Below are 23,856 nucleotides of genomic sequence, written 5' to 3'. Positions count from 1 at the left end.
GGATCGCTCAGACCGCGACCTTGAACTCGGCCTCGGTCTTCGCCTTGATCTCGTCGAGCGTGACGCCATCGGCCAGCTCGATCAGCGTCAGCCCGCCACCATTGGCCTTGTCGACGGTGAAGACGCCGAGATCGGTGATCACCATGTCGACCACCTTGGTGCCGGTCAGCGGCAGGTCGCAGGCTTTGAGCAGCTTCGCCGATTCCGAGCCGTCCTTGTTCTTGGCGACATGTTCCATCACGACAATGACGTTCTTGACGCCGGCGACGAGGTCCATCGCGCCGCCCATGCCCTTCACCATCTTGCCGGGGATCATCCAGTTGGCGAGGTCGCCGTTCTGGGCGACCTGCATGGCGCCGAGGATGGAGAGGTCGATATGGCCGCCGCGGATCATGCCGAAGGAATCCGCCGAGGAGAAATAGCTCGTCGTCTTCAGCTCGGTGATGGTCTGCTTGCCGGCATTGATCAGGTCCGGGTCCTCCTCGCCCTCATAGGGGAAGGGACCCATGCCGAGCATGCCGTTCTCCGACTGGAGCTGCACGCTCATGCCGTCCGGGATGAAGTTCGGCACCAGCGTCGGGATGCCGATGCCGAGATTGACGTAGTAACCGTCCTTGAGTTCCTTGGCCGCGCGGGCGGCCATCTGGTCACGGGTCCAGGCCATGTCGATGCTCCTCAGGCGGCGGTGCGCGGACGGGTGGTGCGCTGCTCGATGCGCTTCACCGGATCGGCGATATGGACGATGCGCTTCACGAAGATGCCGGGCGTGTGCATGTGGTCAGGATCGATCTCGCCGGCCTCGACGAGGTTCTCGACCTGCGCCACGGTGAAGCGCGAAGCGGTCGCCATCATCGGATTGAAGTTCCGCGCCGTCTTCCGGTAGACGAGGTTACCCTCGGTATCGCCCTTCCAGGCATGGACGATCGAGATATCGGCGAAAATGCCGCGCTCCATGATATAGCGCTCGCCGTCGAACTCGCGCTCCTCCTTGCCCTCGGCGATCTTGGTGCCGACGCCTGTCTTGGTGAAGAAGGCCGGGATGCCGGCGCCGCCGGCACGGATGCGCTCGGCGAGCGTGCCCTGCGGGGTGAATTCGAGCTCGAGCTCGCCGGCGAGGTATTGCTGGGCGAAGAGCTTGTTCTCGCCGACATAGGACGAGATCATTTTGCTGATCTGGCGGGTCTCGAGCAGGATGCCGAGGCCGGCGCCATCGATGCCGGCATTGTTGGAGACGAAGGTCAGGTTCTTCGCGCCGGAATCACGGATCGCCTCGATCAACTTGTCGGGAATGCCGCAAAGGCCGAAGCCGCCGGCCATGATGGTCATGCCATCCTTGACGATGCCGGCGAGCGCAGCCGCCGCATCGGGATAAACCTTCTTCATCGCTAGAGCCTTTGCCGCTGGGAAGTTGCCTCCGGCCTCAAGCACTAGCCGAGCGGATGGTGCAGTTGCAACATGGAGAAATGGCGCAGCGCGAATACGAGAAGGTGCAGCAACCGCGGGCCTGCCTTCTCCCCTTGCGGGAGAAGGTGGCTCGGCGAAGCCGAGACGGATCAGGGGTCGCGCGACGATGGCAGTGTCGGCTGCGGGAGACCCAATCACCGGATAGGGCAGCGCGACCCCTCATCCGCCCCTTCAGGGCGCAGGGGGAGAGGGAAAGCTAAGTCGCCGGGCAGGCCGCGCCTGTATCCGCCCAGGCCTGCATCAGTTCACCGAATTGCGCCGCGGTGCCGGGCGCCGGCTCGCGGCTCGCGCCCGGACGCCAGCCCCAGAGCACCAGCGTGTCGGTGGTGACGTGCTTCACCAGCGCGGCGAGGTCGCGGCTGCCATTGCGGTTCTGATCCTTGAGCTGCTCGCAGATCTGGCCGAGCGACTTGCCCTCCCAGGCCATCGAGGCCGGGGCGAGCGCCCAGTGGCCGTCGCCGGGAATGCGGGCGGGGTCATAGTTCTGCTTGCCGTGGCAGGTCGAGCAATGCAGGCCGGGCGCGCCGTGCCCGTCCTTGCCGCGCACCACCAGCGGCTCGTGCAGTTTCCTCGCGTCGCCCTGGCGCGGACGATCGGTGACCGGATGGCAGTTCATGCAGCGCGGATGCTGCATGACCTTGCCCATCTCGGTGAAGAGCGCGACCGATCGGTCGCGCTGGTTGGCGATGCTGCTGAAGCTCGCGGCGGGCCTGAGCGAGGCGCCGCCGGGCTGCGACTGCGTCGCCGTCTGGGCCCATGTCAGCGCGCTGCCGGCTAGACAGAGGCCGATGCCGGCAGCGGCGGAGAGAACGAGACTTCGCCGCATCAGACCGTCCCTCCCTTGACGGGGAGCTGGCGCGGGCGACCGTGACCGAGCGCGGCGAGCGCATTGGCGACGGCGGGCCCGATCGGCGGCACGCCCGGCTCGCCGACGCCGGTCGGCTTCTCGGTCGAGGGCATGATCCTGACCTCGACCTCCGGCATCTCGTGGATGCGCAGCGAGCGGTAGCTGTCGAAATTGGTCTGGACCGGCTTGCCGGCATCGAGCGTGATCTCGCCATAGAGCGCATGGCCGAGGCCGAAGCCGATGCCGCCCTCCATCTGGGCGCGGATGATGTCGGGATTGACCGCCACGCCGCAATCGACCGCGCACCAGACCTTGTGCACCCTCGGCTCGCCATCCTGGCCCATCGAGACCTCGGCGATCTGGGCGACGAAGGAATCGAAGCTCTCGACCACGGCGACGCCGCGAGCGCGGCCATCGACCGGGCCAGGGCCCTTCCAGTTCGCCATCTCGCCGACCGCCTTGAGCACGGCGGCAGCGCGCGGATGCTTGTCGCCCATCATGGCGAGCCGGCCCTGGAGCGGATCCTGCCCGGCCGCCTGCAGCAATTCGTCGACGAAGCACTCGACGGCATAGCCGGTATGGGTGTGGCCGACCGAGCGCCACCACAGGGTGGGAACGCCGACCTTCGGGCTGTGCACGTCGCAGCGGAAATCCGCTACCTCGTAGAAGATCTCGTTGGCGCCCTCGACCATGGTGGCGTCGAGCCCGTTCTTCACCACCATCGCCTCGAAAGGCGTGCCCAGGAAGAAGGACTGGCCGACGATATGATTGGCCCAGGCGATGATCTTGCCGTCCTTCACCGCGCCGCGCAGGCGGTGCACGAAGAGCGGGCGGTAATAGCCGCCGGTGAGATCGTCCTCGCGGGTCCACACCACCTTGACCGGGCGGTTGGGACCGATGGCCTTGGCGGCCATGGCGAGTTCGGCCGCCAGATGCTGGCTGACCTGGGCGCGCCGGCCAAAGCTGCCGCCAGCGAGCATGGTCTCGAGCCGGACCTTCTCCAGCGGCAGGCCGAGGATCGTCGCGATGGTCTGGTGCTCGGTCGTCTGGAACTGGCTGCCGAAGCGGGCGAGCGCCTTCTCGCCATCCCATTCCAGGTAGCCGTCGAGCGGCTCCATCGGCGCATGTGCGAGATAGGGGAAGATGAACTCGGCTTCGATGACCTTGTCGGCCTTGGCGAGCGCCGCCTCGGCATCGCCATGGGCGCCGGCGACGAGGCCGGGCTCGCGGGCGAGCTTGCGGTATTCGGCGATCAGCTCCTTGCTGCCGCGCTTCTCGGCCTCACTCTCGTCCCAGGTGACCTTCAGCGCCTCGCGGCCCTTCAGCGCCGGCCACATGCCGGTGGCGTAGACGGCGACGCCGGAGCCGATCTGCTTGACGTCGACGACACCCTTGATCTTCAGCGCATTGGAGGCGTCGAAGCTGCCGACCTTGCCGCCGAACCGCGGCGGCCGCGCGACGACGACGGTCAGCATGTTCGGTGCATGGATATCGATGGTGAACTGCGTCCTGCCGCGTGCCTTGTCGAAGGAGTCGAGGCGCTTCACCGCGCCTTCCTTGCCGATCAGCTTATAAGCGGATGCGGGCTTGAGCTGCGGGTTCTCCGGCACGGGCAGCTTCGATGCGGCCTCGGCGAAATCGCCGAAGCGGCCCTGCTTGCCGGAAGCGTGGCTGATCACTCCGGCGTCGACCTTGATCTCGGCAGCCGGGACCTTCCAGGCCTCGGCAGCGGCCTGGACCAGCATGGCGCGCGCGGCGGCGCCGGCCTTGCGCATCTGCTCCCAGCTATTGGCGATGGCGGTCGAGCCGCCAGTGCCCTGCGCGCCGAAGGCGAGATTGGCGTAGAGCTTGACGTCAGCGGGCGCGTGCTCGCTGCGCATCTGGCCCCAGTCGGCATCCATCTCCTCGGCGGCGAGGGTGGCGAGGCCGGTGAACGGGCCCTGGCCGAACTCGATATGCTTGATCAGCACGGTCACGGTCGAGTCGGGCGCCACCCGGATAAAGGCGTTGGGCGCGAAAGTGGCATTGCCACCGGGACGGAACGCCGAGGCGGCGCCGGACTGGGCGCGGGCAGCGAGCGGCAGGTGCAGGCCGATGACGAGCGCGCCGGCGCCCTTCAGCAGCGAGCGGCGGGAGAGGTTCGGGTCATGCGCGGTCATGGGTCAGATCTCCAGCGCGCGGGCCGCGTCGTGGATCGCGGCGCGGATGCGGACATAGGTGGCGCAGCGGCAGAGATTGCCGTTCATCGCGAGATCGATGTCGCGATCGCTCGGCTTCCTGTTCTCCTTGAGCAGCGCGATGGCGCTCATCACCTGGCCGGACTGGCAATAGCCGCATTGCGGCACGTCGAGCTTCGTCCAGGAGGCCTGGACCGCCTCGGCCTCTTTGCCGGACAGGCCTTCGATCGTGGTGATTTCGCTGTCTCCGACCGCCGAGACCGGAGTGACGCAGGAGCGCACCGGCTGGCCGTCGACATAGACGGTGCAGGCGCCGCATTGCGCGACGCCGCAGCCGAATTTGGTGCCGGTGAGGCCGAGATTGTCGCGGATCGCCCAAAGAAGCGGGGTGTCGTCGTCGACGTCGACGCTATGCGCCTGTCCGTTGACCTTGAGTGAGACCATGGCTGCCTCCGAATGCTGGCAAGACGCAGCGCGGCACCATGGTGCGGATCGAGAGGCTCGCTCTCGACGGCCCGATCTGACATATCAGATACGGGCTATGGATCCGTAGTCCTGGGTCGCGCGACTGGACTGATTAGACGTTTTGAGTCTAATCAGTAGAGTGGCGCGCAGATTGGATCTTGTCAAGACTGCAATGTCCGACCGAAGCGAAGGTTCCGGCGCAGCCGCCGAGGAGAGCACCAACCGCATCGAGCAGGTGGCCGATGCCGCGCTGCGCCTGTTCGCCCGCTACGGCTTCAAGCGCACCTCCATGGATGACATCGCCAAGGAGGCCGGGCTCGCCAAGGCGACGCTCTACCTCCATTTCAAAGGCAAGGACGATGTCTTCCGGGCGATGCTGCACTTGCTCGGTCAGCGTGTCGAAGCACGTTGCCGTGACGTGCTGGTGATGGCAGCGCCCTTCCCGGCCCGGCTCTCGGCGCTGCTGCGCGGCCATTTCGGCACGGCCTATGCCAGTTTCGGCACCGGCGAGCACCTGCCCGAGCTGAAGGCGGTGATGTCCAGCATCGCCGGGCCGGAGCTGATCGCCTTCGAGCAGATCTTCACCGGCTTCGCGAAGCGCCTGTTCACGGAGGCGGATAAGGCAGGCGAGATCGCGCTGGCCAAGGCCGGTATCGGCATCGACATGCTGATCGGAAGCCTGATGTTCGCGGCGGCCGGCGCCAAGCTCGGCGCGACGCCGAGCTGCGAGGGCTATGCCGAGCGACTTGACGATATCGCGAAAGTGTTCGCGGCGGCGGTGGCGCCTTAGCCCTTACCGTCATTGCGAGCGCAGCGAAGAAATCCAGGGGACGTGGAGCGAGACCTCCTGGATTGCTTCGCTGCGCTCGCAAGGACGGTGGGGGTATTCCCCCACCGAAGGCAGCGCCTCAGCGCCGGAAGCCGCGTCCGAAGCCGCCGAGCACCGCGCCGCCGATGATCTGGCCGATCGCGCCTGCCGCCGCCGAATTGTCCTGCTGCCGCTGATAGCGATCGGCGTCATAGCTGCGGTCGCGCCCGACATAGCCGCCGCGCTCGCGGGCCGAGGCGCGGTAGCTGTTCGGCTCGTACTCGTCCCGGCTCGGGGCGGCGCTGCGCGTCTTGCGCTGGGCCTCCGGCTTGACAGCAGCCTTCGTCGACGCCTTGGGCACGGGCTTGTCGGCAACGAGGGAGCGCTGATAGGCGGCCTCGGTCTGCAGGCGCAGCGCCTGGACCTGCGCGGCCGTGAAGAAGCCGGTCGCCGGGATCTCGCGCGATTTCTGCCAGGCCGTGATGGCCATGCGCTGGGCCGGGCCGAAATTGCCGCTGGCCGCGCCCCCCTGGAAGCCGCTGAGGCGCAGGCGGGCCTGCAGCTCGCGCCGATCCTTGGCGCCGAGCTTGAGCGCGGTTTCGGTCTGCTGGCTGCCGGTCTCGCCCTTGAGCGACTCGTCCGCCGCACCCGCGAGGCGCGAAGGTGTGGCCGGCGTGCTCGCCGGCGCGGCCGGCTCTTCGAGCTTGGCGAGACGGTTCTTGGCGAAGACGGCGAACTGGCCGGTCGGGAAGCTCTCGAGATAGGCCTTGTAATCCGAGGCGGAATTGCCGCGCTCGGCCGCTTCCCACATCTTGACGTCGACCTGGCTGCGGTCGAGGCCCTGCACCGCCGGGACGGATGCGAGGGCGGCCGCGCCGGCAGCGGCGATCGCCGCCGTGCCCGCGGCACCCGCGCCGCCCTGCGAGGGCACCTGCAAGGACGGATCGACCGCGGCGAGCTTCAGGGTCGGGTTCATCTTGAACTCACCGATGATCGACGAGTTGGTCCATGGCTTCTGTTTCTTGTTGGTCGATTCCCAGACATCGGCGCGGACGCGGTCCATCACCGTGGTGATCGAGACGTCCGGGGTCTCGATATGGCGCAGCAGCGCGGTGGTGAACGGGCTGTTGGCGCCGGCCGTGCCGTCGAGCGCCACGGCGCGCGGGTCGGTCGCGAAGGCGATCAGGATGCCCGAGGCCGACTGGGTCTCGATCGGCGTCAGGCCACGCGAGATCGCGCGCGACTTGCCGGCAAGCTGGGCCATGAAGGGATTGTCGCGGCAGGCGTCGAGGATGACGATGTTGACGCGCTCGTCACGCTGCATCTGGCGCAGGATGAGCTGGACATTGACCGCCTTGAAATCGAGATCGGCCTCCGACTTCAGCGAGATATCGACCGGCAGGAGATAGTTCTCGTCGCCGACGGCGATGCCATGGCCGGCATAGTAGACGACGCCCGCCTTCGCGCCGTCGAGCTTCTCGGCGAACTGGCGCACGACCATGGTCATGTCGTCCATTTTCAGGTCGTAGCCTTCGACGACCTCGAAGCCGAGCCGCTTCAACGCGGCCGAGACGGCCTTGGCGTCGCGCTCCGGGTTGGGCAGCTGCGTGACGCTGGTATAGGCGCTGTTGCCGATGACCAGGGCCACGCGGCGGTCGGGGGCCGCCTGGGCCGGGACAGCAAGACTTGCCAGGCAAAGCAAAGCGCCGATGACGACGACGATCCGGGCACAAAGCGCGGAAAGCCAGGACACGACGACGGTATTCACGGCCATACCCCCTTGGTTTCAAGTCCGCGTCGCAGGGCTGGCCAGGGCTCCTCAGCGTGGTTTATTTCGAGCCGTAGCCGCCGAACGACACATAAGGAACTTGCTGACTACACTACACAGCAACGTGACGCTAAAGTAAAGAAACATAGCCCCGACCAATAGAATGCTCCGTGATCTACGTCACCCTCCATTTGAATGACGACGCCCGGATTGCGACGCGAGGTAAAGCGCGGCGGAGCGGTGCCGACTCCTTGCTGAGCCGGCTGATTTCCTGCTAACCTGCGGCCGCGTCCCCGGTCACGAAAGAGCGACCGCGCCGGCGCGCCACGCGCCCTAGACATTAGGCTTACGCCTTTGGTCGCATTTGCCTTTTTGGGGCTACTACCTTGGAAAAGCCGCCATCCCTGCGCCGTTGACATGGACGATATGCGCGGTGCAGCATGCCTCCAAGGGGAAACGAACACGCCAAGAATGGACCAAGATGACGGCCATGGATACGTGGTATGTCTGAGGATATTATTCTTTCAACCTCAGGTCTCACGAAAGAATTCGGCGGTTTTACCGCCGTCAACGGCGTTGACCTGAAGGTCAGGCGCGGCTCGATCCACGCGTTGATCGGCCCGAACGGTGCCGGCAAGACGACCTGCTTCAATCTGCTGACCAAGTTCCTGCCGCCGACCAAGGGCTCGATCGTCTATAATGGCAAGGATATCACCCGCCAGAAGCCAGCGGAGATCGCGCGGCTCGGCCTGGTGCGCTCCTTCCAGATCTCGGCAGTGTTCCCGCAGCTCTCGGTCAAGACCAATGTCCGCATCGCCCTGCAGCGCAAGCGCGGCGATTCGTTCGATTTCTGGCGCTCGCAGAAGGCGCTGGACGGGCTCGATGCCGAGGCGCTGCGCCTGGTCGACGCCGTCGGGCTCTCCGCCTTCGCCGAGCTGCCGGCGGTCGAGCTCTCCTATGGCCGCAAGCGCGCGCTCGAGATCGCGACCACGCTGGCGCTCGACCCCGAGATGATGCTGCTCGACGAGCCGATGGCCGGCATGGGCCGCGAGGATGTCGAGCGCATCGAGGCGCTGATCCGCAAGGTCTCTGCCAACCGCACCATCCTGATGGTGGAGCACAATCTCTCGGTCGTCGCCTCGCTCTCCGACCGCATCACCGTGCTGGCGCGCGGACAGATCCTGGCCGAGGGCGATTACGCCACGGTCTCGAAGGACCCACGCGTGATCGAAGCCTATATCGGCTCGGGAGGCGGCCATGCTCACTGAGGCCAGGAGCGCCGGGAGGCCGGGAGCGGTGACGCAGCCGCTTCTGCAGGTGCGCGGGCTCGAAGCCTGGTACGGCGAATCACATGTGCTGCACGGTATCGATTTCGATGTCGCGCCAGGCGAGGTCATCACCTTGCTGGGCAGGAACGGCGCCGGCAAGACGACGACGCTGAAGTCGATCATCGGCATCATGGGCAAGCGCAAGGGCTCGGTGAAGCTCGAGGGCACGGAGACGATCGGCCTGCCCTCGCGCGCCATCGCCCGGCTCGGCATCGGCTATGTGCCGGAGGAGCGCGGCATCTATTCCTCGCTCAGCGTGGAGGAGAACCTCCTGCTGCCGCCGCAGGTGAAGCCGGGCGGACTCTCGCTCGACCAGATCTTCACGCTCTTCCCGAACCTGAAGGAGCGGATCAACAGCCAGGGCACCAAGCTCTCGGGCGGCGAGCAGCAGATGCTGGCGATCGGCCGCATCCTGCGCACCGGCGCCAACCTGCTGCTCCTGGACGAGCCGACCGAGGGTCTCGCGCCGGTGATCATCGACCAGATCGGCCGGACCATCGCACAGCTGAAGCAACAGGGCTTCACCATCATCCTGGTCGAGCAGAATTTCCGCTTCGCGGCGACGGTCGCCGACCGGCACTACGTGGTCGAGCAGGGCAAGGTGATCGACATGATCCCCAATGCCGAGCTCGACCGGAACATCGACAAGCTCCACGGCTATCTCGGGGTTTGATCGCTTACGTCCCAACAACAAGAAACGCATCCCAATCGATGACATCCTCAGGGAGAAACGGCATGAAATTCAAGTCACTGCTTCTGGCCGGCGCCTTCGCCGCGCTGATGAGCGGCACGGCCTTCGCGCAGGTCAGCGTCAAGGTCGGCGTGCTCAACGACCGCTCCGGCCTCTATGCCGACCTCTCCGGCGAGGGCTCGGTGATCGCCGCTCGCATGGCGGTCGAGGACTTCAAGGCGGCCGACAAGGGCATCAAAGTCGACATCATCTCGGCCGACCACCAGAACAAGCCCGATGTCGGCTCGACCATCGCCCGGCAATGGTACGACCAGGACGGCGTCGACGTGATCATGGACGTTCCGACCTCCTCGGTCGCGCTCGCGGTCAACCAGATCACCAAGGAAAAGAACAAGATCTTCATCAACTCGGGCGCCGCCGCCTCGGACCTGACCGGCTCGGCCTGCTCGCCGAACACGATCCACTGGACCTATGACACCTATGCGCTCGCGCAGGGCACCGGCGGCGCCATGGTGAAGGCCGGCGGCGACACCTGGTTCTTCCTGACCGCGGATTACGCCTTCGGCCATGCGCTCGAGCGCGACACCGCCGCGATCGTCACCAAGAACGGCGGCAAGGTGCTGGGCGCGGTCAAGACGCCGTTCCCGGGCACCGATTTCTCCTCCTTCCTGCTGCAGGCCCAGGCCTCCAAGGCCAAGGTGATCGGCCTCGCCAATGCCGGCGGCGACACGATCAACTCGATCAAGCAGGCGGGCGAGTTCGGCATCGTCGCGGGCGGGCAGAAGCTCGCCGGGCTGCTCGTCTTCATCACCGATGTCAACGCGCTCGGCCTGCAGACGGCGCAGGGCCTCGTGCTGACCGAGTCCTTCTACTGGGACACGAACGACCAGACCCGCGCCTGGTCCGACCGCTTCGCCAAGCTCAATGGCGGCAAGAAGCCGAGCATGGTCCAGGCCGGCGTCTATTCGGGCCTGCTGCACTATCTCAAGGCGGTCGAGGCGACCAAGAGCAAGGACCCGACCGTGGTCATGGCCAAGATGAAGGAACTGCCGACCGACGATCCGCTGTTCGGCAAGGGCAAGGTCCGCGAGGACGGCCGCAAGATGCACGACATGTATCTGTTCGAGGTCAAGAAGCCGTCGGAATCGAAGGGTCCGTGGGACTATTACAAGCAGATCGCGGTGCTGCCGGCGGAGCAGGCCTTCCGCCCGCTCTCCGAGGGCGGCTGCTCGTTCATCAAGAAGTGAGCGCCTGAGCCAGGACGATACGACCATGCCGGGGCCGCCAGCCGGCCCCGGCCTTGCCGCACAGAAACGGTTTGAATGGCATGTTCGAGCTTCTTGGAATCCCCCCGCAGGCGTTGTTCGGCCAGGTTCTGCTCGGCCTGATCAATGGCTCGTTCTACGCCATCCTCAGCCTTGGGCTGGCGGTGATCTTCGGGCTGCTCAACATCATCAATTTCACCCATGGCGCCCAGTACATGATGGGCGCCTTCGTCGCCTGGATGGGCCTGAACTATCTCGGGCTGAACTATTGGGCCGCGCTCGTGCTCTCGCCGATCGTTGTCGGCTTCACCGGCGTCGTGATCGAGCGGCTGCTGCTCAAGCGCATCGCCCATCTCGACCATCTGTACGGGCTGCTGCTGACCTTCGGCCTGGCGCTGATCGTCCAGGGCCTGTTCCGCAATTCCTACGGCTCCTCCGGCCTGCCCTACCAGATCCCGCCGCAACTCGCCGGCGGGCATAATCTCGGTTTCATGTTCCTGCCGAACTATCGCGGCTGGGTCGTGATCGCCTCGCTGGTCGTGTGCCTCGCAACCTGGTTCATGATCGAGAAGACCAAGCTCGGCGCCTATCTGCGCGCCGCGACCGAGAACCCGACCCTGACCCAGGCCTTCGGCATCAACGTGCCGCTGCTGGTGACGCTGACCTATGGTTTCGGCGTCGCGCTCGCGGCCTTCGCCGGCGTGCTGGCGGCGCCGATCTACTCGGTCAACCCGAACATGGGCGCGGACCTGATCATCGTCGTCTTCGCGGTCGTCGTCATCGGCGGCATGGGCTCGATCCTAGGTTCGATCATCACCGGCTTCTCGCTCGGGCTGATCGAGGGACTGACCAAGGTGTTCTACCCGGAAGCCTCCGCCACGGTGATCTTCATCATCATGGTGCTGGTGCTGCTGGTTAAGCCGGCCGGGCTGTTCGGGAGGACGGCATGAGCGCGCGGCCCGTCGAGAAGGAGAGGAACTGACCATGGCAGACGTGATCTCGGCCGACGCGCCGGCTGCCGGCCTCTCGATTTCCGAAACCAGCAAGGGCACCGAGCGGCTGCACCGGGCGATCTTCATCGGGCTCGCCGTCGCTCTCGCGGTCGCGCCCTTCGTCGCCTATCCCGTCTTCGTGATGAAGGTGATGTGCTTTGCGCTGTTCGCGCTCGCCTTCAATCTTCTGCTCGGCTATGGCGGCCTGCTGTCCTTCGGGCACGCCGCCTATTTCGGCATGGCGAGCTATGTCTCGGCCTATACCGCCAAGCATTGGGGCCTGACGCCCGAGCTGGCGATCCTGTCGGGAACGATCATCGCGGCGGCGCTCGGGGCCGTGTTCGGTTCGCTCGCCATCCGCCGCCAGGGCATCTATTTCGCCATGATCACGCTGGCGCTGGCCCAGATGGTGTTCTTCTTCTCGCTGCAGACGCCGCGCTTCACCGGCGGCGAGGACGGCATCCAGGCGGTGCCGCGCGGCAAGCTCTTCGGCCTCGTCAGCCTCGCCGACGACCGGGCGCTCTACTGGCTGGTCGCGGTGATCTTCATGGCGGGCCTGCTGCTGATCTACCGCATCATCCATTCGCCCTTCGGCCAGGTCTGCAAGGCTATCCGGGACAACGAACCGCGCGCGATCTCGCTCGGCTACCGCGCCAACCAGTACAAGCTCGCGGTCTTCGTGCTCTCGGCGACGCTCGCCGGACTGGCGGGCGCCACCAAGGCGATCGTCTTCCAGCTGGCGTCGCTGACCGACGTGCACTGGTCGATGTCGGGCGAGGTCGTGCTGATGACGCTGGTCGGCGGGCTTGGCACCGTGTTCGGGCCGATCGCGGGCGCGCTCGTCATCGTCTCCATGCAGAACTACCTGGCATCCTTCGGCGCCTGGGTCACCGTCATCCAGGGCTGCATCTTCGTGGTCTGCGTGCTGCTGTTCCGCGAAGGCATCGTCGGCGTCATCGCGAAGGCGATCAAGCGCCCGCTATAAGCGCGTCATCGCGAGCGCGCGGCAGCGCGCCTTGGCGCGTCCGGGATGTCGGCTCAAGCCTGCTTCACCGTCTGGATGCGCACCAGCCGGTCGTGCCCGCTCTCGGCGGCCCAGGTCTCGCCGGAGCGGCCATGCATGTGGCGGACCTCGGCGCCCGGCTTGTCGCTCGGCAGGCTGTTGAAGGCCTCCGTGACCGGATCGAAATGCACGATGGCGTTGGTGGCGAAGTCGCTCAGCCAAAGCTTGTCGGAATCGTCGACATAAACCGCGTGCGGGCGTGGCCGGTCGCCGGGCAGCTTCCAGCTCTTCCAGCTTCGGCTCTTGGTGTCGAGCGCCGAGACATTGCCGGAATTGGTCTCGGTGACCCAGATGCGGCTCTTCGAATCCGATGCGAGCCGGCGCGGGCCCTGATCTGGCTTCGGCAATTCGGCCGGGATGACCTCGAAGGTCTCGGCCGCGATCTCGGCGACGTAATTCCCGATGGTCGAGGCGAACCAGAGATCGCCGGACGGCGTCAACACGATGCCGGCGACGCCACGCCCGCGCGGCGCCTCCTTGAGATCGACCTTGCCCGTCTTGGTGTTGAGGCGGCCGATCACGCCCTCCTGCCCGGTGAACCAGAGCATCTCGTCGCGCAGCACCGCTGCATCGAGATCGGCGTGCGGGCGCTCGGCCGGCAGCTTGAAGGGCTGGACCGCCCCGCTGGCGGGATCGACGCGCAGAATCGCGTTCTGCCCGGCATCGCTCAGCCAGAACGCCCCGTCACCAGCGAGCAGCAGGCTGCGCGGCGCAGAGCCCTGACCGAGCTCGAAGAGCTTGATCTCGCTCGTGCGGGGGTCGAAGCGGCCGAGCGTGCCGTTCTTGTTGCCGCAGACCCAGATCGCGCCATCGCCGGTGGCGGCGAGGCCATGCGGCCCCTTGATCCCAGGCAGATCGAAATAGGTCACGTCGAACCGTGTTCCGGGCGTCGACGCCCCGGTCGCGGCAGCACGGCCAATGATGGCCGGGAAAGCAAGCCCGGCAAGGCCGAGTTGCAGGACGGAACGGCGCAGCATCGACGTCTCCCCTTGTCGGTCCGCGCGGAAGCGCGCCTGGAAAAACTAGGCCGACAAGATGATGAAACTGAGCCGCCGCGATGGGGTTCCGGTGGCGGCGCCTATTTGACCAGCTTCAGGACATCGCGGAAGCGCGGATGCTCGGCGCTACGCAGCCATTCGAAGGCGACCATCTCGGTGGTGACGATCTCGACGCCGTGCTTTTCGAGACGCCGCAGAGCGACAGCCTTGTTCTCGGGCGTGCGCGAGCCGACCGCATCCTGAACCACGATGACGCGCCGACCGAGCGAGAGCAGGCCGAGCGCGGTCTGGCCGAGGCAGACATGAGCCTCGCAGCCGCATAGGACGAGTTCCTCGTCGTCATCCGGCAAGGCGTCGATGAAATCTGGATCGGCGCAGGCATCGAAGCTCATCTTGGCGACGACCGGCCCGCTCTCGGCGAGCTCGCGGACGGTGTCGCCCAGTCCGGCCGGATTGTGCTCGGTCAACAGGACGGGGATGTCGAGCAGTTCGGCGATCGCGACCAGCCGGCGCGCGTTGGCGAGAATGCGGGCGCCGTCATGGATCTTCGGCATGAGCCGAGCCTGAAAGTCGATCACCACGAGATGGGTGCTGGCCGGGTCGAGCAGGAGCATGGCGGGCCTCGCAAGGAAGGCGCAGGCACCCTCTCCTGAAGAAGAGGGCGGTGTGAGGTAAAGGCGAGAACACCAGAGGAAGCTGAACGAGAGCCGCAGCTTTGCCAATTGCACCTTTCAGACCCTGGCCAACCCATGCCGCCGGCGAGACCGCAACATCCCGCCTACACCTTTACCTACCCCACGCCTGTTCCTTCCAGGCTCGAGCGCCCCTTATCAGGCGCAGCAGACATGCGCCTTCGGCGCCGCCTCGTATTCGTCATGACGCTTGACGAAATTCATGGTCGACCCCTCGTTGCGGCCAAGCGGCGCGCGGTCGAGGATCATCAGCGTGCCGATCAGCTCTTCCGGACCGCGCGCATAGCTCGAATAGGTATGGAAGAGCTCGCCCTTCTCATTGCGGAAGAAGGCGCTGAGGCCCGGCAGTTCGTCATGCGCGTCACCGGACGGCGTCTGGCGGAAATTGTAATCGACGGCCTCCCCTGCCAGTTCCTCCCTGGTGAAGGAGACATGGAAGTCGAAATTGAAGTCGCTGCCATCAGACGAGACCCAGGGGAATTTCCAGCCCATGCGGCGCTTATAGGCCTCGATCTTGGCGAGCGGGGCGCGCGAGACCGCAACCAGCGTGACGTCGTGATTGTTGAGATGCGGCAAGGTGCCGTCGAGATGATCGGACAGGAACGAGCAGCCGGTGCAGCCCGCATCCCAGTCCGGGCCGAACATGAAATGGTAGATCAGGAGCTGGCTGCGGCCGTCGAAGAGATCGGCCAGCCTGCGCTTTCCGGCCGGTGTCTCGAAGGCATAGTCCTTGTCGAGCTTGACCCAGGGCAGCGCCTGACGCTCGGTCCGGACCTTGTCGCGCAGCCGCGTCTCTTCCTTCTCGCGGGCCAGCAGCGCCTTGCGGGCCGTGAGCCATTCCTCGCGGGAGACGATGGGGTGTTGTTGCATGGCACATCCTCCTTGCTCGTATTTAACCGCTTGACTAAATACGTTGATATCAACATAAAGTTCGGATGTCAAAACCCCTTTCCATCCCCTTCGAGACAACCCTGCATGTGCGCGATTGTTGCCTGTGCCTGCATGTGCAGCGTGCCGCGCGCGCCCTGGCGCGGCGCTTCGACGAGGCTTTGCGCCCGCTCGACCTGACCAACGGACAGTTCTCGCTGCTGATGTCGCTCAACCGGCCGGAGCCGCCGCCGCTCGGCCCGGTCGCCAATCTGCTGGCGATGGACCGCACCACGCTGACGGCGGCGCTGAAGCCGCTGACCCGGCGTGGTCTCGTCATCGTCATGCAGGACGTGAAGGATAGGCGCAGCCGGCGGCTGAAGCTTACCCCGGAGGGAATTGCGCTGCTCGCCAGCGCAGTGCCGATCTGGCAGCGTACGCATGACGCCGTCGAGGCCGGGCTGCCGGGGGCCGATCCTGACCGATTGCGGCAGGACCTGATGGCACTGTCCTAGAGCATTTTCGCGCGAAGCGGGCACCGGTTCGCGTGAAGAAAATGTGATAAAACAAAGGCTTATAGAATTTTCGCGATCCGAGGAAACGCGGAAATTCGCTGGTTTCGCCGGCCGCTGCCTGCCGCAGCGGCTTTCCGTCCTCCAGCCCCGACCAACAAGACCCAAGGAGCGACAATGCCCCAGATGATCTTCGTCAACCTGCCGGTGAAGGATCTCGACAAGTCGATGGCCTTCTTCAAGGCGCTCGGCTTCAGCTTCAACGCGCAGTTCACCGACGAGACTGCCGCCTGCATGGTGATCAGCGACACGATCTTCGCGATGCTGCTGACCCATCCCAAGTTCAAGGAATTCACGCCCAAGGCGATTGCCGACGCGACGCAGACCAGCGAGGTGCTGATCGCGTTGTCACGCGAGAACCGCGAAGCGGTCGACAAGATCGTCGCGGACGCAGTCGCGGCCGGCGGCTCCACCTATAACAAGCCGCAGGATCATGGCTTCATGTATGGCCACGGCTTCCAGGACCTGGACGGCCATATCTGGGAGGTGATGTGGATGGATCCGGCCGCTGTGCAGCAGAACTGACCCTGTTTCGCCGCGCGTCCCGTCGGACGCGCCATGACGACCTATCTCCTTGCCTCAGGCATCGCGTCGACCCGGAACGGGCATTCCACTGTTCGGGTCGATGCCGCAAGGTCAACGGATTACAAACCACCCGCATTAAAAAAGGGCAGCGCTGCTGCCCTTTTCCTCTTGCGATATATCGGAACACACCCTACGTCATGCGGACCGCAGCAGAGATGCTGCGTCGCCCTCCTTGGGCGTTTCCTCCCTAGACTTGGGCCGCGCTTCTGCGTGGCCCTTTTTCTTTGGCCGCGTGGCGGCTGGGTCGGGAGATTAGCGTGGTTTCGCTTTCGTGCAACCACAATCTGCGACGCAGCGCCGCACGATGTCAGGCGCACTCCAGCCGCTCAATCCGCGGCGCGCCTGGGCACGTTCGCCAGCCAGGCGCCCATGTCCTTGGCCCAGAACCTGGCGTTTCCGGTGGTGCCATGGCCGCGCGTGTCTTCGCTCGCGGGAATCAGCAGGAGCTTGCCATTGGACAGCCGCTTTAACTCGCGCTCCATGATGCCGGTCTCGGGCGGGTTGCGCTCGTCATCGGCCGCGTTGATCGCCAATAGCGGGGCCTTGATGCGATCCAGGCCGGGCGCGGGATTGTAGTCGCGCGATGAATCCCATTGGAACAGGAAGTCGTTGGCATCGGCCGTGAAGGGCGCCTTCAGCCGCTCGTCGAGCAGCTTGTCGGCCGCCTCGCGCGTCGGAGCCTGCTTCTGGTAAGCGAGCGTGCCGCCGCTGGTGGCGATGCCGAAGAAGACATTGGCCGTACGGAACGCGGGCGGCTGGGTGGTATAATCGCCGTTCTTCCAGTCCGGATCGTTGCGGACGGCATCGACGATCATGCGCCGCATCATCCAGTTGCGGCTCGACATCTCGGTCGGTTGCGAGGCCATCGGCACCAGCGCATCCATGAAGCCGGGATGCTTCACGCCCCACATCCAGGTCTGCATGCCGCCCATCGAATTGCCGAGCACGAGGCGCAGGTGCTTGAGGCCGAGCCCCTCGCTGATCAGCCGGTACTGGGCATCGACCATGTCGTCGTAATTGTACTTGGGGAACTTCGCCTTGAGCCCGTCGGAGGGTTTCGTCGACTGACCGGTGCCAATCGCGTCGGGAAGGATGATGAAATATTTGGCAGCGTCGAGCGGCTGGCCGGCGCCGAAAAGCTCGCCGGCGAAGGCGGGATTGAGCATGCTCGCGGCCGAACCCGCGGTGCCGTGCAGGATCACGACCGGCTCGCCGGAAGGGTCGCCGACCGTGGCATAGCCGAGCTTCAGCTCCGGCATCACTTCGCCGGTATGAAACCGGAAATCCTTGGCGACCCAGGTGCCGCGCTTCGGCGCGGGATACTCGGCTGCCGTGGCGGTGAAGGCGATAAACAGGATCGTGGCCGCGGTTCCGCGCCGGGCCCAGTCTCGTATGCTCATCGGTGACGTCCTCGTTTTGCGCCGCCGCGGCTTGCTGCCGGGCGATCCTCCCTACGAGGACGAGGTTCGCGCTGAACCAGGGGCAGGGCAAGGTCGCGCAAACCAGGCCCGCCATGACAAACGCGCGATCAGGCCGGCAGGCTGAGGCGCTGGCGCAAATCGGCGCGGTTCATTGCGACATCGGCCAAGGTGAGCCGGTCCAGCTCGGCGAAGAAGGCTTCGAGCGCCTGCCGCAAGGCACCGGTCAGGCGGCAGGCGCCGCTGAAGACGCAGCTCGCCGGATTGTCGCCGAGGCAGGCGACCAGATCGGTATCGGTCTCCAGCGCCCGGACCACCGCGCCGATGCGAATATCAGTCGGCTGCTTCGCCAGCGTCAGGCCACCGCCGCGGCCACGGGTGCTCCTGATCAGGCCGAGCCCGACCAGCGTCTGCGCCACTTTCATGAGGTGGTTGCGTGAGATCCGGTGCCTGTCGGCAACCTCCTCGATCGTGACACGGCGCTCGCCGGCGACGGCCAGGGCCATCAGCATGCGCAGGCCGTAATCGGTATGGGCGGTCAACTTCATGGCTGGCTGCAGAGCTCTTAAAACAGGTATTTACAATACCTATTTTTCTCACTAGTGAAAGAGGTACTGAAAATACCTGTTTGAGGATGCCGTGACCGACCGCGCCCTGCCTGCCGAGCTGTCCGAGGCTCTCGTCGCGCGGCTGGTCCAGCTCTTCTACGCCCGCATCCGTGACGATGCCGAGCTCGGCCCGATCTTCGAGCGCCGCCTCGCCGGGCGCTGGGATGCGCATCTGGCCCAGATGATCGAATTCTGGTCCTCGGTCGTGCTGCTGACCGGCCGCTATCGCGGAAGGCCGCATGAGAAGCACCAGATGCTCGGGCTGACCCCGGAGCATTTCGAGCGCTGGCTCGGCCTGTTCGAGACGACGGTCGCAGATCTCTGCTCCGGGCCGGCTGCCGCCACCTTCATCGACCGTGCGCACCGGATTGCCGAGAGCCTGCAGATCGGGCTCAATATCGGCACGAAGGCGCTGCGCCTGCCGAGCGAGGCGCGTCCCGTTGGGGGCGCGTCATGACCGCTCGCCGCAAGCCACGCCGTCGCCGACGACGACCACATCCATACAGTTCTCCGACCGTCCGATTTCCCTTACGCGCCCAGCTTCGCGGCGCCGAATGACGAGTGCTGTCATGCTCCCTGCCCTTGCCCGCCCGCCCCTACGCCACGCGATCCGCCTGGCCGGCGCCGCCGGCTTCCTCGCTGCCTCCCTCCCGGCACAAGCTCATGTGAAATGGTTCGCGCCCTATATCGTCGGCGCCCCGCCGCAGCCGATCGGCGCGACCTTGACCAATACCTGGTTCTGGACCGGCATCGCGCTGGTGCTGGCCTTCTTCCTCGCCACCCGCGCCATCGAGAAATCGCCGCTCGGCGAGAGGATCCTCGCCGGCATGGACCGGATCACCGATCCGCTCTGGCAGCGGCTCGACGAATTCGTCCGGCTCGTCATCGCGGCGTTCTTCGTAGCGATCTTCGCGGTCGGCGGCGTCTACCTGACGCCGGACCTGAAGACACCGGCGGAATGGGTCTCCTGGACGCAGTTGCTGATCGCGGCCCTGGTCATCCCACAGGCGACTCGCCCGCTGGCTGCCGCCGGCATCATCGGCCTCTGGCTGCTGGCGTTGCGCGACTATGACATCTTCCACCTGCTCGACTATCTCGCGCTCGGCGTCGGCGTCGCCGCCTATCTCGTGCTGGAGGCCTCCAGCAATCCGGAATGGCGCAAGCATCGTTTCGAGGTGCTGCGCTGGGGCGTCGCGATCGCGCTGATGTGGTCGAGCCTTGAGAAATTCGCCTATCCCGACTGGTTCTACCCGCTGGTCGAGGAGAAGCCCTTCCTGACCTTCGGCATGCCGCGCGACGTCTTCATCCCCATGGCGGGGGTCGCCGAGTTCACCATGGGCTTCGGCATGATCTGGACGCCGCTGGTGCGCCGGCTCTCGGCGATCGCGCTCTTCGTCATCTTCAATGCGGCGGTCTATCCGTTCGGCCGCGTCGACCTGATCGGTCATGCGCTGATCATGGCGATCATCGTCGCGATCGCCGCCGACCATACCCGCGAGGTGCATTTCCTGCCGGCGCTGAAGCGCAAGCTCGCCGGCGTCCCGACCGGGCTTGCCGCTGCGCTCGTGATCTTCGCGACCGGATATTGGGGCCTGCATATCGCGCTCTACGGCCCGGAGGGCCGCGTCGGCCAGCCCACCGGCGAGATCGCGACGCATTCGCATAGTCCGGAATACCCGCATGGCCCGCAGGCGCCCGGCGGCATCGGCGCCCCGCCGCGGACCGGCGCCGATGCGGCCGGCCATGCCGGACATGCCGGGCATCAGGCGGCCACTGCCGCGACCGTGCCGGTGCCCGCGCTCGCCGCCTACCAGCAGGCGATGGAGCGGATGCACGGGCCGATGATGCAGGGCGTCGCCCATCCCGATCCCGACGCCGCCTTCGTGCTCGGCATGATCCCGCATCACCAGGGCGCAATCGACATGGCCGAGATCCAGCTGCGTTTTGGCCGCGACGAGGCGAACCGCAAGCTGGCGCAGGAGATCATCGCCGCGCAGACGCATGAGATCGGCGAGATGCGCGCCTGGCTGAAGCAGAAGAACCTGCCGCAGCCGGCACAGTAGGGCCGCGCCTCCGGATGATTGCACGGCTCCTCTGGAGGATCGTGCAATCATCGCGCAGGAACGATCTACCGCCGGACGTCACTCCGGCGGCAGCCTGCCTCCTCCGAACAGGAGGAGGATGCTTTGACTCTCGGAACGATGTTTTCATTCAAGCCCGCGCTTGCCGCCCTGGCGATGGTCTCGGCCGAACCGGCACTCGCCCAGGCGTCGGGCGAAGAACGGCGTCGGCGCGGCGAGGACGTGATGCGCACGCTCAACCAGGGCCAGCCACAACCGGCCCTCGAGGGCTTGCGCCGCGATTTCCCCGATCTCGCCGACGCCATCACCGATTATGCGCTCGGCGATGTCTGGGGCCGGCCCGGGCTCGACCATCGCACGCGCCAGCTCGCCGCCGTCTCGGCCTTCGCCGCGCTCGGCAACCAGCCTTTCCTCAGGGTCCATGCCGGCTACGCGCTCAATCTCGGCGTCAGCGAGGCCGAGCTCAAGGAGATCGTCCATCTGACCACGGTCCATGCCGGCTTCCCACGCGCGATCGAGGCGGCGCAGACGCTGGGCGCGTTGTTCGCCGAGCGCCGGGCCGCGCCGGGGGCGCGGCCATGAGGCGCGCCAGCGATCGACTGATCTGGCTCGCCGCCCTTGCCGTTTTGGCGACCGGGCCCGCCGTGCCTCAGGAGAGAGCCATGACCACTCAAGCCCAGAACAGCAGCCGCCCGGCCCAGCCGGCGCCCCACCGCTATGTCGGGATGTGGGTGACCGAGGACGGCCATATTCGCCACGAATTGCTGCCGAACGGCCGCTATGACGAACAGCGCGGCAATCGCAAGAGCGCCTATCGGGGCCGCTACGCCATCACCGGCAACCAGATCGACTATGTCGACGATACCGGCTTCAGCGCCGATGGCGTGTTCGTCTCGGAGGATGTGCTTGAACATGGCGGCATGATCTTCCGGCGCGAGCGCTGACCCTCCCGGCCGGTCCGGAATCCGTACCGCCAATTGGGCATGAGCATGTTAGGCTCGCGCCATGACGGCTCACGGTCAGTTCTGCTCGGTGGCGCGGGCGCATGAGGTTCTCGGCGGCCGCTGGACGCTGCTCGTCGTGCGCGAGCTGCTTTGCGGCAGCCGACGCTTCAACGACATCCGGCGCGGCATCCCGCGCATCTCGCGCACGATGCTCTCGGAACGGCTGCAGGAACTTATCCTGGTCGGCGCGATCAACCGCAGCGAGGGCGCGCATGGCCCGGAATATGCGCTGACCGAGGCGGGGCAGGAACTGGCGGCTCTGGTCGGCGCCCTGGGTACCTGGGGCCAACGCTGGCTGCCACGCCAAGCGGAGGGCGAGATCGTCGATATCGAGCCGCTGCTGCTGGATATGCAGAGGCGGGTGAACTTCGCCGCCCTGCCGGAGGAGCCGACCGTCATCCGCTTCGAGATCGAGGGAAGCCGGCCGCGCTTCATGCTGCTGAAGCCAACCGAGGCATCGTTCTGCGCCCAGAATCTCGGCTTTCCCGAGCCGCTCTGTGTCCGGGCCAGAATGCCGGCGCTCGTCGCGTGGTGGCGCGGGGATGTGAGTTTCGTCGAGGCGCAGCGGCTGGGTCTGGCAGTCGAAGGGCCGCGAGCGCTCGCGCGGGCTTTCCCGACCTGGTTCGAGCGCTATCTCTTCGCCCATGTCGCCCCCGCCTCCCGGCCGGCCAGCGAGCTTTCCGCATGACGCTCCGCATCGTCCGGCTCGGCACGCCGCGCCACCCGCAGGAGGGCACGCGCATCGGCACTGTCCGGCGACTGCCGCGCGGCGTGCGCAAGGAGCGTTATGCCGCGGATGACTGGTTCGATGTCTGGTATCCGCAACTTTCCCCCAGTGCCGAGCTGGTGAAGGAGGCTCAGGGCGCGACCACCGACAAGGAGTGGAGCCACTTCACCCGCGCCTTCAAGGCCGAGATGAGTGAGCCTGCGGCGCGCCATGCGCTCGATCTGGTGGCGACGCTCTCACACAAGAGCGATCTCTCGGTCGGCTGCTATTGCGAGGACGAGGCGCGCTGTCACCGCTCGGTGCTGCGCGAGCTTCTGGCCGGGCGCGGCGCCAGGATCGCGTGAGCCGGCGGTCCGGATTCCGTACCCTCTGAACGCCTGCTATGCGGCCATAAGCCTTGCACCGACACCGGAGCAGGCAGCATGAGCGAGACGCAACCGACCATACTCGACCGCATCGGCAACACGTCGCTCCTGCCGCTGCGGAGGATCACGCCGGCAAAGGGCGCGCGCATCCTGCTGAAGATCGAAAGCGAGAACCCGACCGGCAGCTTGAAGGACCGCCAGGCGCTCGCCATGATCGCGGCGGCCGAGGCCGATGGCCGGCTGAAACCCGGCGGGGCGGTGGTCGAATATACCGGCGGCAGCACCGGCGTATCCCTTGCGCTGGTCTGCGCGGTGAAGGGCTATCCGCTGCACATCGTCACGTCCGATGCCTTCGCCAGGGAGAAGCTCGACCAAATGCGGCTGCTCGGTGCCCGGCTCGAGGTGATCCCGAGCGAGGGCGGCCGGACGACCGAGAAGCTGACGCGCGACATGATCGAGGCCGCGCGGGTCATCGCCGCGGAGACCGGCGCCTTCTGGACCGACCAGCTCAGGAACTGCGACCAGCTCTCCGCCTATCACCGGCTGGGCGAGGAGATCTGGCGCCAGAGGGAAGGCCGGATCGACGCCTTCGTCCAGAGCGTCGGCACCGCCGCCTCGCTGCGCGGCACGGCCGAGACGCTGCGCGGCCATGACGAGCGCATCCGCATCGTCGCGGTCGAGCCGGCGGAATCGGCAGTGCTCTCGGGCGGCCCGTCGGGCGCGCACAAGATCGACGGCATCGGCGCCGGCTTCGTCGTGCCGCTCTGGCAGGATGGCACCGCCGACCGGATCGAGCGGGTCTCGACCGAGGAGGCGCGGGCGATGGCGCTCAGACTGGCCCGTGAGGAAGGCCTGTTCTGCGGCAGCTCGACCGGCGCGAATGTCGTCGCGGCGCTGCGACTGGCCGAGGAGATGGCGGCTGGAGCGACCATCGTGACAGTGATGTGCGATACGGGAATGAAGTACCTGAAGAGCTTCGGGGAGCTGGTTTGAGGTCTCTTCTCCCGCCTGATCGGGGCTTGCTGTCCGTTCCTGGGCGATGGCCAACAGGTGTTCAGGGAGGTCGCCGGC

General features: G+C 66.2%; 26 protein-coding genes. 15 read left to right on the top strand and 11 right to left on the bottom strand.

From position 1 onward, the window contains the following. Positions 1 to 7 precede the first annotated feature (7 nt). From EV560_RS22060 to EV560_RS22040, 5 genes are all read right to left on the bottom strand, one after another. On the bottom strand, positions 8 to 664 hold the full coding sequence (locus EV560_RS22060) for a CoA transferase subunit B (RefSeq protein WP_131857969.1): 657 nt from the start codon (positions 662 to 664) through the stop codon (positions 8 to 10). 11 nt (positions 665 to 675) lie between these two features. Continuing rightward, positions 676 to 1,383, bottom strand: a complete 708-nt coding sequence (locus EV560_RS22055; protein WP_131857968.1) for a CoA transferase subunit A — start codon at positions 1,381 to 1,383, stop codon at positions 676 to 678. A gap of 277 nt (positions 1,384 to 1,660) precedes the next feature. Further along, positions 1,661 to 2,290 carry an Isoquinoline 1-oxidoreductase subunit gene (locus EV560_RS22050; RefSeq protein WP_131857967.1) on the bottom strand — a complete coding sequence of 210 codons (630 nt, stop codon included), beginning with the start codon at positions 2,288 to 2,290 and terminating at the stop codon, positions 1,661 to 1,663. After that, complete coding sequence (locus EV560_RS22045; protein ID WP_131857966.1) at positions 2,290 to 4,470, bottom strand: xanthine dehydrogenase family protein molybdopterin-binding subunit; 2,181 nt, start codon at positions 4,468 to 4,470, stop codon at positions 2,290 to 2,292. Before EV560_RS22045 ends, EV560_RS22050 begins: the two co-directional genes overlap by 1 nt. A 3-nt stretch (positions 4,471 to 4,473) precedes the next feature. Further along, positions 4,474 to 4,932 (bottom strand): (2Fe-2S)-binding protein, encoded by a 459-nt coding sequence (locus EV560_RS22040; protein WP_131857965.1) that lies wholly within the window; start codon positions 4,930 to 4,932, stop codon positions 4,474 to 4,476. Positions 4,933 to 5,125: 193 nt separating this feature from the next. On the opposite strand from EV560_RS22040, the gene EV560_RS22035 reads away from it, so the two are divergent. After that, positions 5,126 to 5,743 carry a TetR/AcrR family transcriptional regulator gene (locus EV560_RS22035; RefSeq protein ID WP_131857964.1) on the top strand — a complete coding sequence of 206 codons (618 nt, stop codon included), beginning with the start codon at positions 5,126 to 5,128 and terminating at the stop codon, positions 5,741 to 5,743. A gap of 118 nt (positions 5,744 to 5,861) precedes the next feature. Here the strand turns inward: EV560_RS22035 and EV560_RS22030 are convergent, their stop codons facing one another. Further along, entirely contained in the window at positions 5,862 to 7,529 is a 1,668-nt protein-coding gene (locus EV560_RS22030) for a caspase family protein (protein WP_165923576.1), read from the bottom strand. Positions 7,530 to 8,032: 503 nt separating this feature from the next. Between EV560_RS22030 and EV560_RS22025 the strand changes: the two genes are divergently transcribed. The 5 genes from EV560_RS22025 to EV560_RS22005 all read left to right on the top strand — a co-directional run bounded on the left by EV560_RS22025 (position 8,033) and on the right by EV560_RS22005 (position 12,790). Next, a complete protein-coding gene (locus EV560_RS22025; RefSeq protein WP_131857962.1) occupies positions 8,033 to 8,797 on the top strand; it encodes an ABC transporter ATP-binding protein in 765 nt (254 codons plus the stop codon). Then, positions 8,787 to 9,530, top strand: a complete 744-nt coding sequence (locus EV560_RS22020; protein WP_131857961.1) for an ABC transporter ATP-binding protein — start codon at positions 8,787 to 8,789, stop codon at positions 9,528 to 9,530. The genes EV560_RS22025 and EV560_RS22020 overlap by 11 nt, the downstream gene beginning before the upstream one ends. 62 nt (positions 9,531 to 9,592) lie before the next feature. Next, positions 9,593 to 10,795 (top strand): ABC transporter substrate-binding protein, encoded by a 1,203-nt coding sequence (locus EV560_RS22015; protein ID WP_131857960.1) that lies wholly within the window; start codon positions 9,593 to 9,595, stop codon positions 10,793 to 10,795. Positions 10,796 to 10,875: 80 nt separating this feature from the next. Next, a complete protein-coding gene (locus EV560_RS22010; protein ID WP_131857959.1) occupies positions 10,876 to 11,763 on the top strand; it encodes a branched-chain amino acid ABC transporter permease in 888 nt (295 codons plus the stop codon). A gap of 34 nt (positions 11,764 to 11,797) precedes the next feature. Continuing rightward, the gene (locus EV560_RS22005; protein ID WP_131857958.1) at positions 11,798 to 12,790 is read left to right on the top strand and encodes a branched-chain amino acid ABC transporter permease; all 993 of its coding nucleotides are present in this window, start codon (positions 11,798 to 11,800) and stop codon (positions 12,788 to 12,790) included. Between the two features lie 53 nt (positions 12,791 to 12,843). Here EV560_RS22005 and EV560_RS22000 read toward each other — a convergent pair whose 3' ends face one another. The 3 genes from EV560_RS22000 to EV560_RS21990 all read right to left on the bottom strand — a co-directional run bounded on the left by EV560_RS22000 (position 12,844) and on the right by EV560_RS21990 (position 15,428). Continuing rightward, on the bottom strand, positions 12,844 to 13,845 hold the full coding sequence (locus EV560_RS22000; RefSeq protein ID WP_131857957.1) for a Vgb family protein: 1,002 nt from the start codon (positions 13,843 to 13,845) through the stop codon (positions 12,844 to 12,846). A gap of 101 nt (positions 13,846 to 13,946) precedes the next feature. Then, on the bottom strand, positions 13,947 to 14,480 hold the full coding sequence (locus tag EV560_RS21995; protein ID WP_131857956.1) for an isochorismatase family protein: 534 nt from the start codon (positions 14,478 to 14,480) through the stop codon (positions 13,947 to 13,949). Between the two features lie 216 nt (positions 14,481 to 14,696). Beyond that, on the bottom strand, positions 14,697 to 15,428 hold the full coding sequence (locus tag EV560_RS21990) for a DUF899 domain-containing protein (RefSeq protein WP_131857955.1): 732 nt from the start codon (positions 15,426 to 15,428) through the stop codon (positions 14,697 to 14,699). A 65-nt stretch (positions 15,429 to 15,493) separates the two neighbouring features. Between EV560_RS21990 and EV560_RS21985 the strand changes: the two genes are divergently transcribed. Both EV560_RS21985 and EV560_RS21980 read left to right on the top strand, forming a co-directional pair. Further along, complete coding sequence (locus EV560_RS21985) at positions 15,494 to 15,940, top strand: MarR family winged helix-turn-helix transcriptional regulator (RefSeq protein WP_131857954.1); 447 nt, start codon at positions 15,494 to 15,496, stop codon at positions 15,938 to 15,940. Between the two features lie 174 nt (positions 15,941 to 16,114). Further along, positions 16,115 to 16,522 carry a VOC family protein gene (locus tag EV560_RS21980; protein ID WP_131857953.1) on the top strand — a complete coding sequence of 136 codons (408 nt, stop codon included), beginning with the start codon at positions 16,115 to 16,117 and terminating at the stop codon, positions 16,520 to 16,522. A 386-nt stretch (positions 16,523 to 16,908) separates the two neighbouring features. On the opposite strand, the gene EV560_RS21975 is transcribed toward EV560_RS21980, so the two are convergent. Both EV560_RS21975 and EV560_RS21970 read right to left on the bottom strand, forming a co-directional pair. Further along, a complete protein-coding gene (locus EV560_RS21975; RefSeq protein WP_131857952.1) occupies positions 16,909 to 17,982 on the bottom strand; it encodes an alpha/beta fold hydrolase in 1,074 nt (357 codons plus the stop codon). Positions 17,983 to 18,110: 128 nt separating this feature from the next. Further along, complete coding sequence (locus EV560_RS21970) at positions 18,111 to 18,548, bottom strand: RrF2 family transcriptional regulator (protein WP_131857951.1); 438 nt, start codon at positions 18,546 to 18,548, stop codon at positions 18,111 to 18,113. 91 nt (positions 18,549 to 18,639) lie between these two features. Between EV560_RS21970 and EV560_RS21965 the strand changes: the two genes are divergently transcribed. From EV560_RS21965 to EV560_RS21935, 7 genes are all read left to right on the top strand, one after another. Next, positions 18,640 to 19,065: a group III truncated hemoglobin gene (locus EV560_RS21965; protein ID WP_248312157.1), complete on the top strand. Its 426-nt coding sequence runs from the start codon at positions 18,640 to 18,642 to the stop codon at positions 19,063 to 19,065. A 112-nt stretch (positions 19,066 to 19,177) separates the two neighbouring features. Continuing rightward, a complete protein-coding gene (gene copM, locus EV560_RS21960; protein WP_131857949.1) occupies positions 19,178 to 20,671 on the top strand; it encodes a CopM family metallochaperone in 1,494 nt (497 codons plus the stop codon). Between the two features lie 138 nt (positions 20,672 to 20,809). After that, positions 20,810 to 21,271 carry a carboxymuconolactone decarboxylase family protein gene (locus EV560_RS21955; protein WP_131857948.1) on the top strand — a complete coding sequence of 154 codons (462 nt, stop codon included), beginning with the start codon at positions 20,810 to 20,812 and terminating at the stop codon, positions 21,269 to 21,271. After that, a complete protein-coding gene (locus EV560_RS21950) occupies positions 21,268 to 21,633 on the top strand; it encodes an Atu4866 domain-containing protein (protein ID WP_131857947.1) in 366 nt (121 codons plus the stop codon). The genes EV560_RS21955 and EV560_RS21950 overlap by 4 nt, the downstream gene beginning before the upstream one ends. Positions 21,634 to 21,694: 61 nt before the next feature. Continuing rightward, positions 21,695 to 22,381, top strand: a complete 687-nt coding sequence (locus EV560_RS21945; protein WP_131857946.1) for a winged helix-turn-helix transcriptional regulator — start codon at positions 21,695 to 21,697, stop codon at positions 22,379 to 22,381. Beyond that, positions 22,378 to 22,764: a DUF488 domain-containing protein gene (locus EV560_RS21940; RefSeq protein WP_131857945.1), complete on the top strand. Its 387-nt coding sequence runs from the start codon at positions 22,378 to 22,380 to the stop codon at positions 22,762 to 22,764. The genes EV560_RS21945 and EV560_RS21940 overlap by 4 nt, the downstream gene beginning before the upstream one ends. Before the next feature lie 78 nt (positions 22,765 to 22,842). Beyond that, positions 22,843 to 23,778, top strand: coding sequence for a PLP-dependent cysteine synthase family protein (locus EV560_RS21935; RefSeq protein WP_131857944.1), 936 nt, complete (start codon positions 22,843 to 22,845; stop codon positions 23,776 to 23,778). Positions 23,779 to 23,856: the final 78 nt, after the last annotated feature.

Source organism: Allobosea sp. BK604 (assembly GCF_004341515.1).
Classification (GTDB): Bacteria; Pseudomonadota; Alphaproteobacteria; order Rhizobiales; family Beijerinckiaceae; genus Allobosea.
The sequence above is the reverse complement of the archived record's forward strand: the minus strand, read 5'-3'. Positions and strand labels throughout refer to the sequence as shown.

What these genes read in the sequence shown, in the direction of transcription:
- EV560_RS22060 (WP_131857969.1), bottom strand. Translation starts at nt 664, where the DNA reads ATGGCCTGGACCCGTGACCAGATGGCCGCCCGCGCGGCCAAGGAACTC.
- EV560_RS22055 (WP_131857968.1), bottom strand. Translation starts at nt 1,383, where the DNA reads ATGAAGAAGGTTTATCCCGATGCGGCGGCTGCGCTCGCCGGCATCGTC.
- EV560_RS22050 (WP_131857967.1), bottom strand. Translation starts at nt 2,290, where the DNA reads ATGCGGCGAAGTCTCGTTCTCTCCGCCGCTGCCGGCATCGGCCTCTGT.
- EV560_RS22045 (WP_131857966.1), bottom strand. Translation starts at nt 4,470, where the DNA reads ATGACCGCGCATGACCCGAACCTCTCCCGCCGCTCGCTGCTGAAGGGC.
- EV560_RS22040 (WP_131857965.1), bottom strand. Translation starts at nt 4,932, where the DNA reads ATGGTCTCACTCAAGGTCAACGGACAGGCGCATAGCGTCGACGTCGAC.
- EV560_RS22035 (WP_131857964.1), top strand. Translation starts at nt 5,126, where the DNA reads ATGTCCGACCGAAGCGAAGGTTCCGGCGCAGCCGCCGAGGAGAGCACC.
- EV560_RS22025 (WP_131857962.1), top strand. Translation starts at nt 8,033, where the DNA reads ATGTCTGAGGATATTATTCTTTCAACCTCAGGTCTCACGAAAGAATTC.
- EV560_RS22020 (WP_131857961.1), top strand. Translation starts at nt 8,787, where the DNA reads ATGCTCACTGAGGCCAGGAGCGCCGGGAGGCCGGGAGCGGTGACGCAG.
- EV560_RS22015 (WP_131857960.1), top strand. Translation starts at nt 9,593, where the DNA reads ATGAAATTCAAGTCACTGCTTCTGGCCGGCGCCTTCGCCGCGCTGATG.
- EV560_RS22010 (WP_131857959.1), top strand. Translation starts at nt 10,876, where the DNA reads ATGTTCGAGCTTCTTGGAATCCCCCCGCAGGCGTTGTTCGGCCAGGTT.
- EV560_RS22005 (WP_131857958.1), top strand. Translation starts at nt 11,798, where the DNA reads ATGGCAGACGTGATCTCGGCCGACGCGCCGGCTGCCGGCCTCTCGATT.
- EV560_RS22000 (WP_131857957.1), bottom strand. Translation starts at nt 13,845, where the DNA reads ATGCTGCGCCGTTCCGTCCTGCAACTCGGCCTTGCCGGGCTTGCTTTC.
- EV560_RS21995 (WP_131857956.1), bottom strand. Translation starts at nt 14,480, where the DNA reads ATGCTCCTGCTCGACCCGGCCAGCACCCATCTCGTGGTGATCGACTTT.
- EV560_RS21990 (WP_131857955.1), bottom strand. Translation starts at nt 15,428, where the DNA reads ATGCAACAACACCCCATCGTCTCCCGCGAGGAATGGCTCACGGCCCGC.
- EV560_RS21985 (WP_131857954.1), top strand. Translation starts at nt 15,494, where the DNA reads ATGTCAAAACCCCTTTCCATCCCCTTCGAGACAACCCTGCATGTGCGC.
- EV560_RS21980 (WP_131857953.1), top strand. Translation starts at nt 16,115, where the DNA reads ATGCCCCAGATGATCTTCGTCAACCTGCCGGTGAAGGATCTCGACAAG.
- EV560_RS21975 (WP_131857952.1), bottom strand. Translation starts at nt 17,982, where the DNA reads ATGAGCATACGAGACTGGGCCCGGCGCGGAACCGCGGCCACGATCCTG.
- EV560_RS21970 (WP_131857951.1), bottom strand. Translation starts at nt 18,548, where the DNA reads ATGAAGTTGACCGCCCATACCGATTACGGCCTGCGCATGCTGATGGCC.
- copM (WP_131857949.1), top strand. Translation starts at nt 19,178, where the DNA reads ATGCTCCCTGCCCTTGCCCGCCCGCCCCTACGCCACGCGATCCGCCTG.
- EV560_RS21955 (WP_131857948.1), top strand. Translation starts at nt 20,810, where the DNA reads ATGTTTTCATTCAAGCCCGCGCTTGCCGCCCTGGCGATGGTCTCGGCC.
- EV560_RS21950 (WP_131857947.1), top strand. Translation starts at nt 21,268, where the DNA reads ATGAGGCGCGCCAGCGATCGACTGATCTGGCTCGCCGCCCTTGCCGTT.
- EV560_RS21945 (WP_131857946.1), top strand. Translation starts at nt 21,695, where the DNA reads ATGACGGCTCACGGTCAGTTCTGCTCGGTGGCGCGGGCGCATGAGGTT.
- EV560_RS21940 (WP_131857945.1), top strand. Translation starts at nt 22,378, where the DNA reads ATGACGCTCCGCATCGTCCGGCTCGGCACGCCGCGCCACCCGCAGGAG.
- EV560_RS21935 (WP_131857944.1), top strand. Translation starts at nt 22,843, where the DNA reads ATGAGCGAGACGCAACCGACCATACTCGACCGCATCGGCAACACGTCG.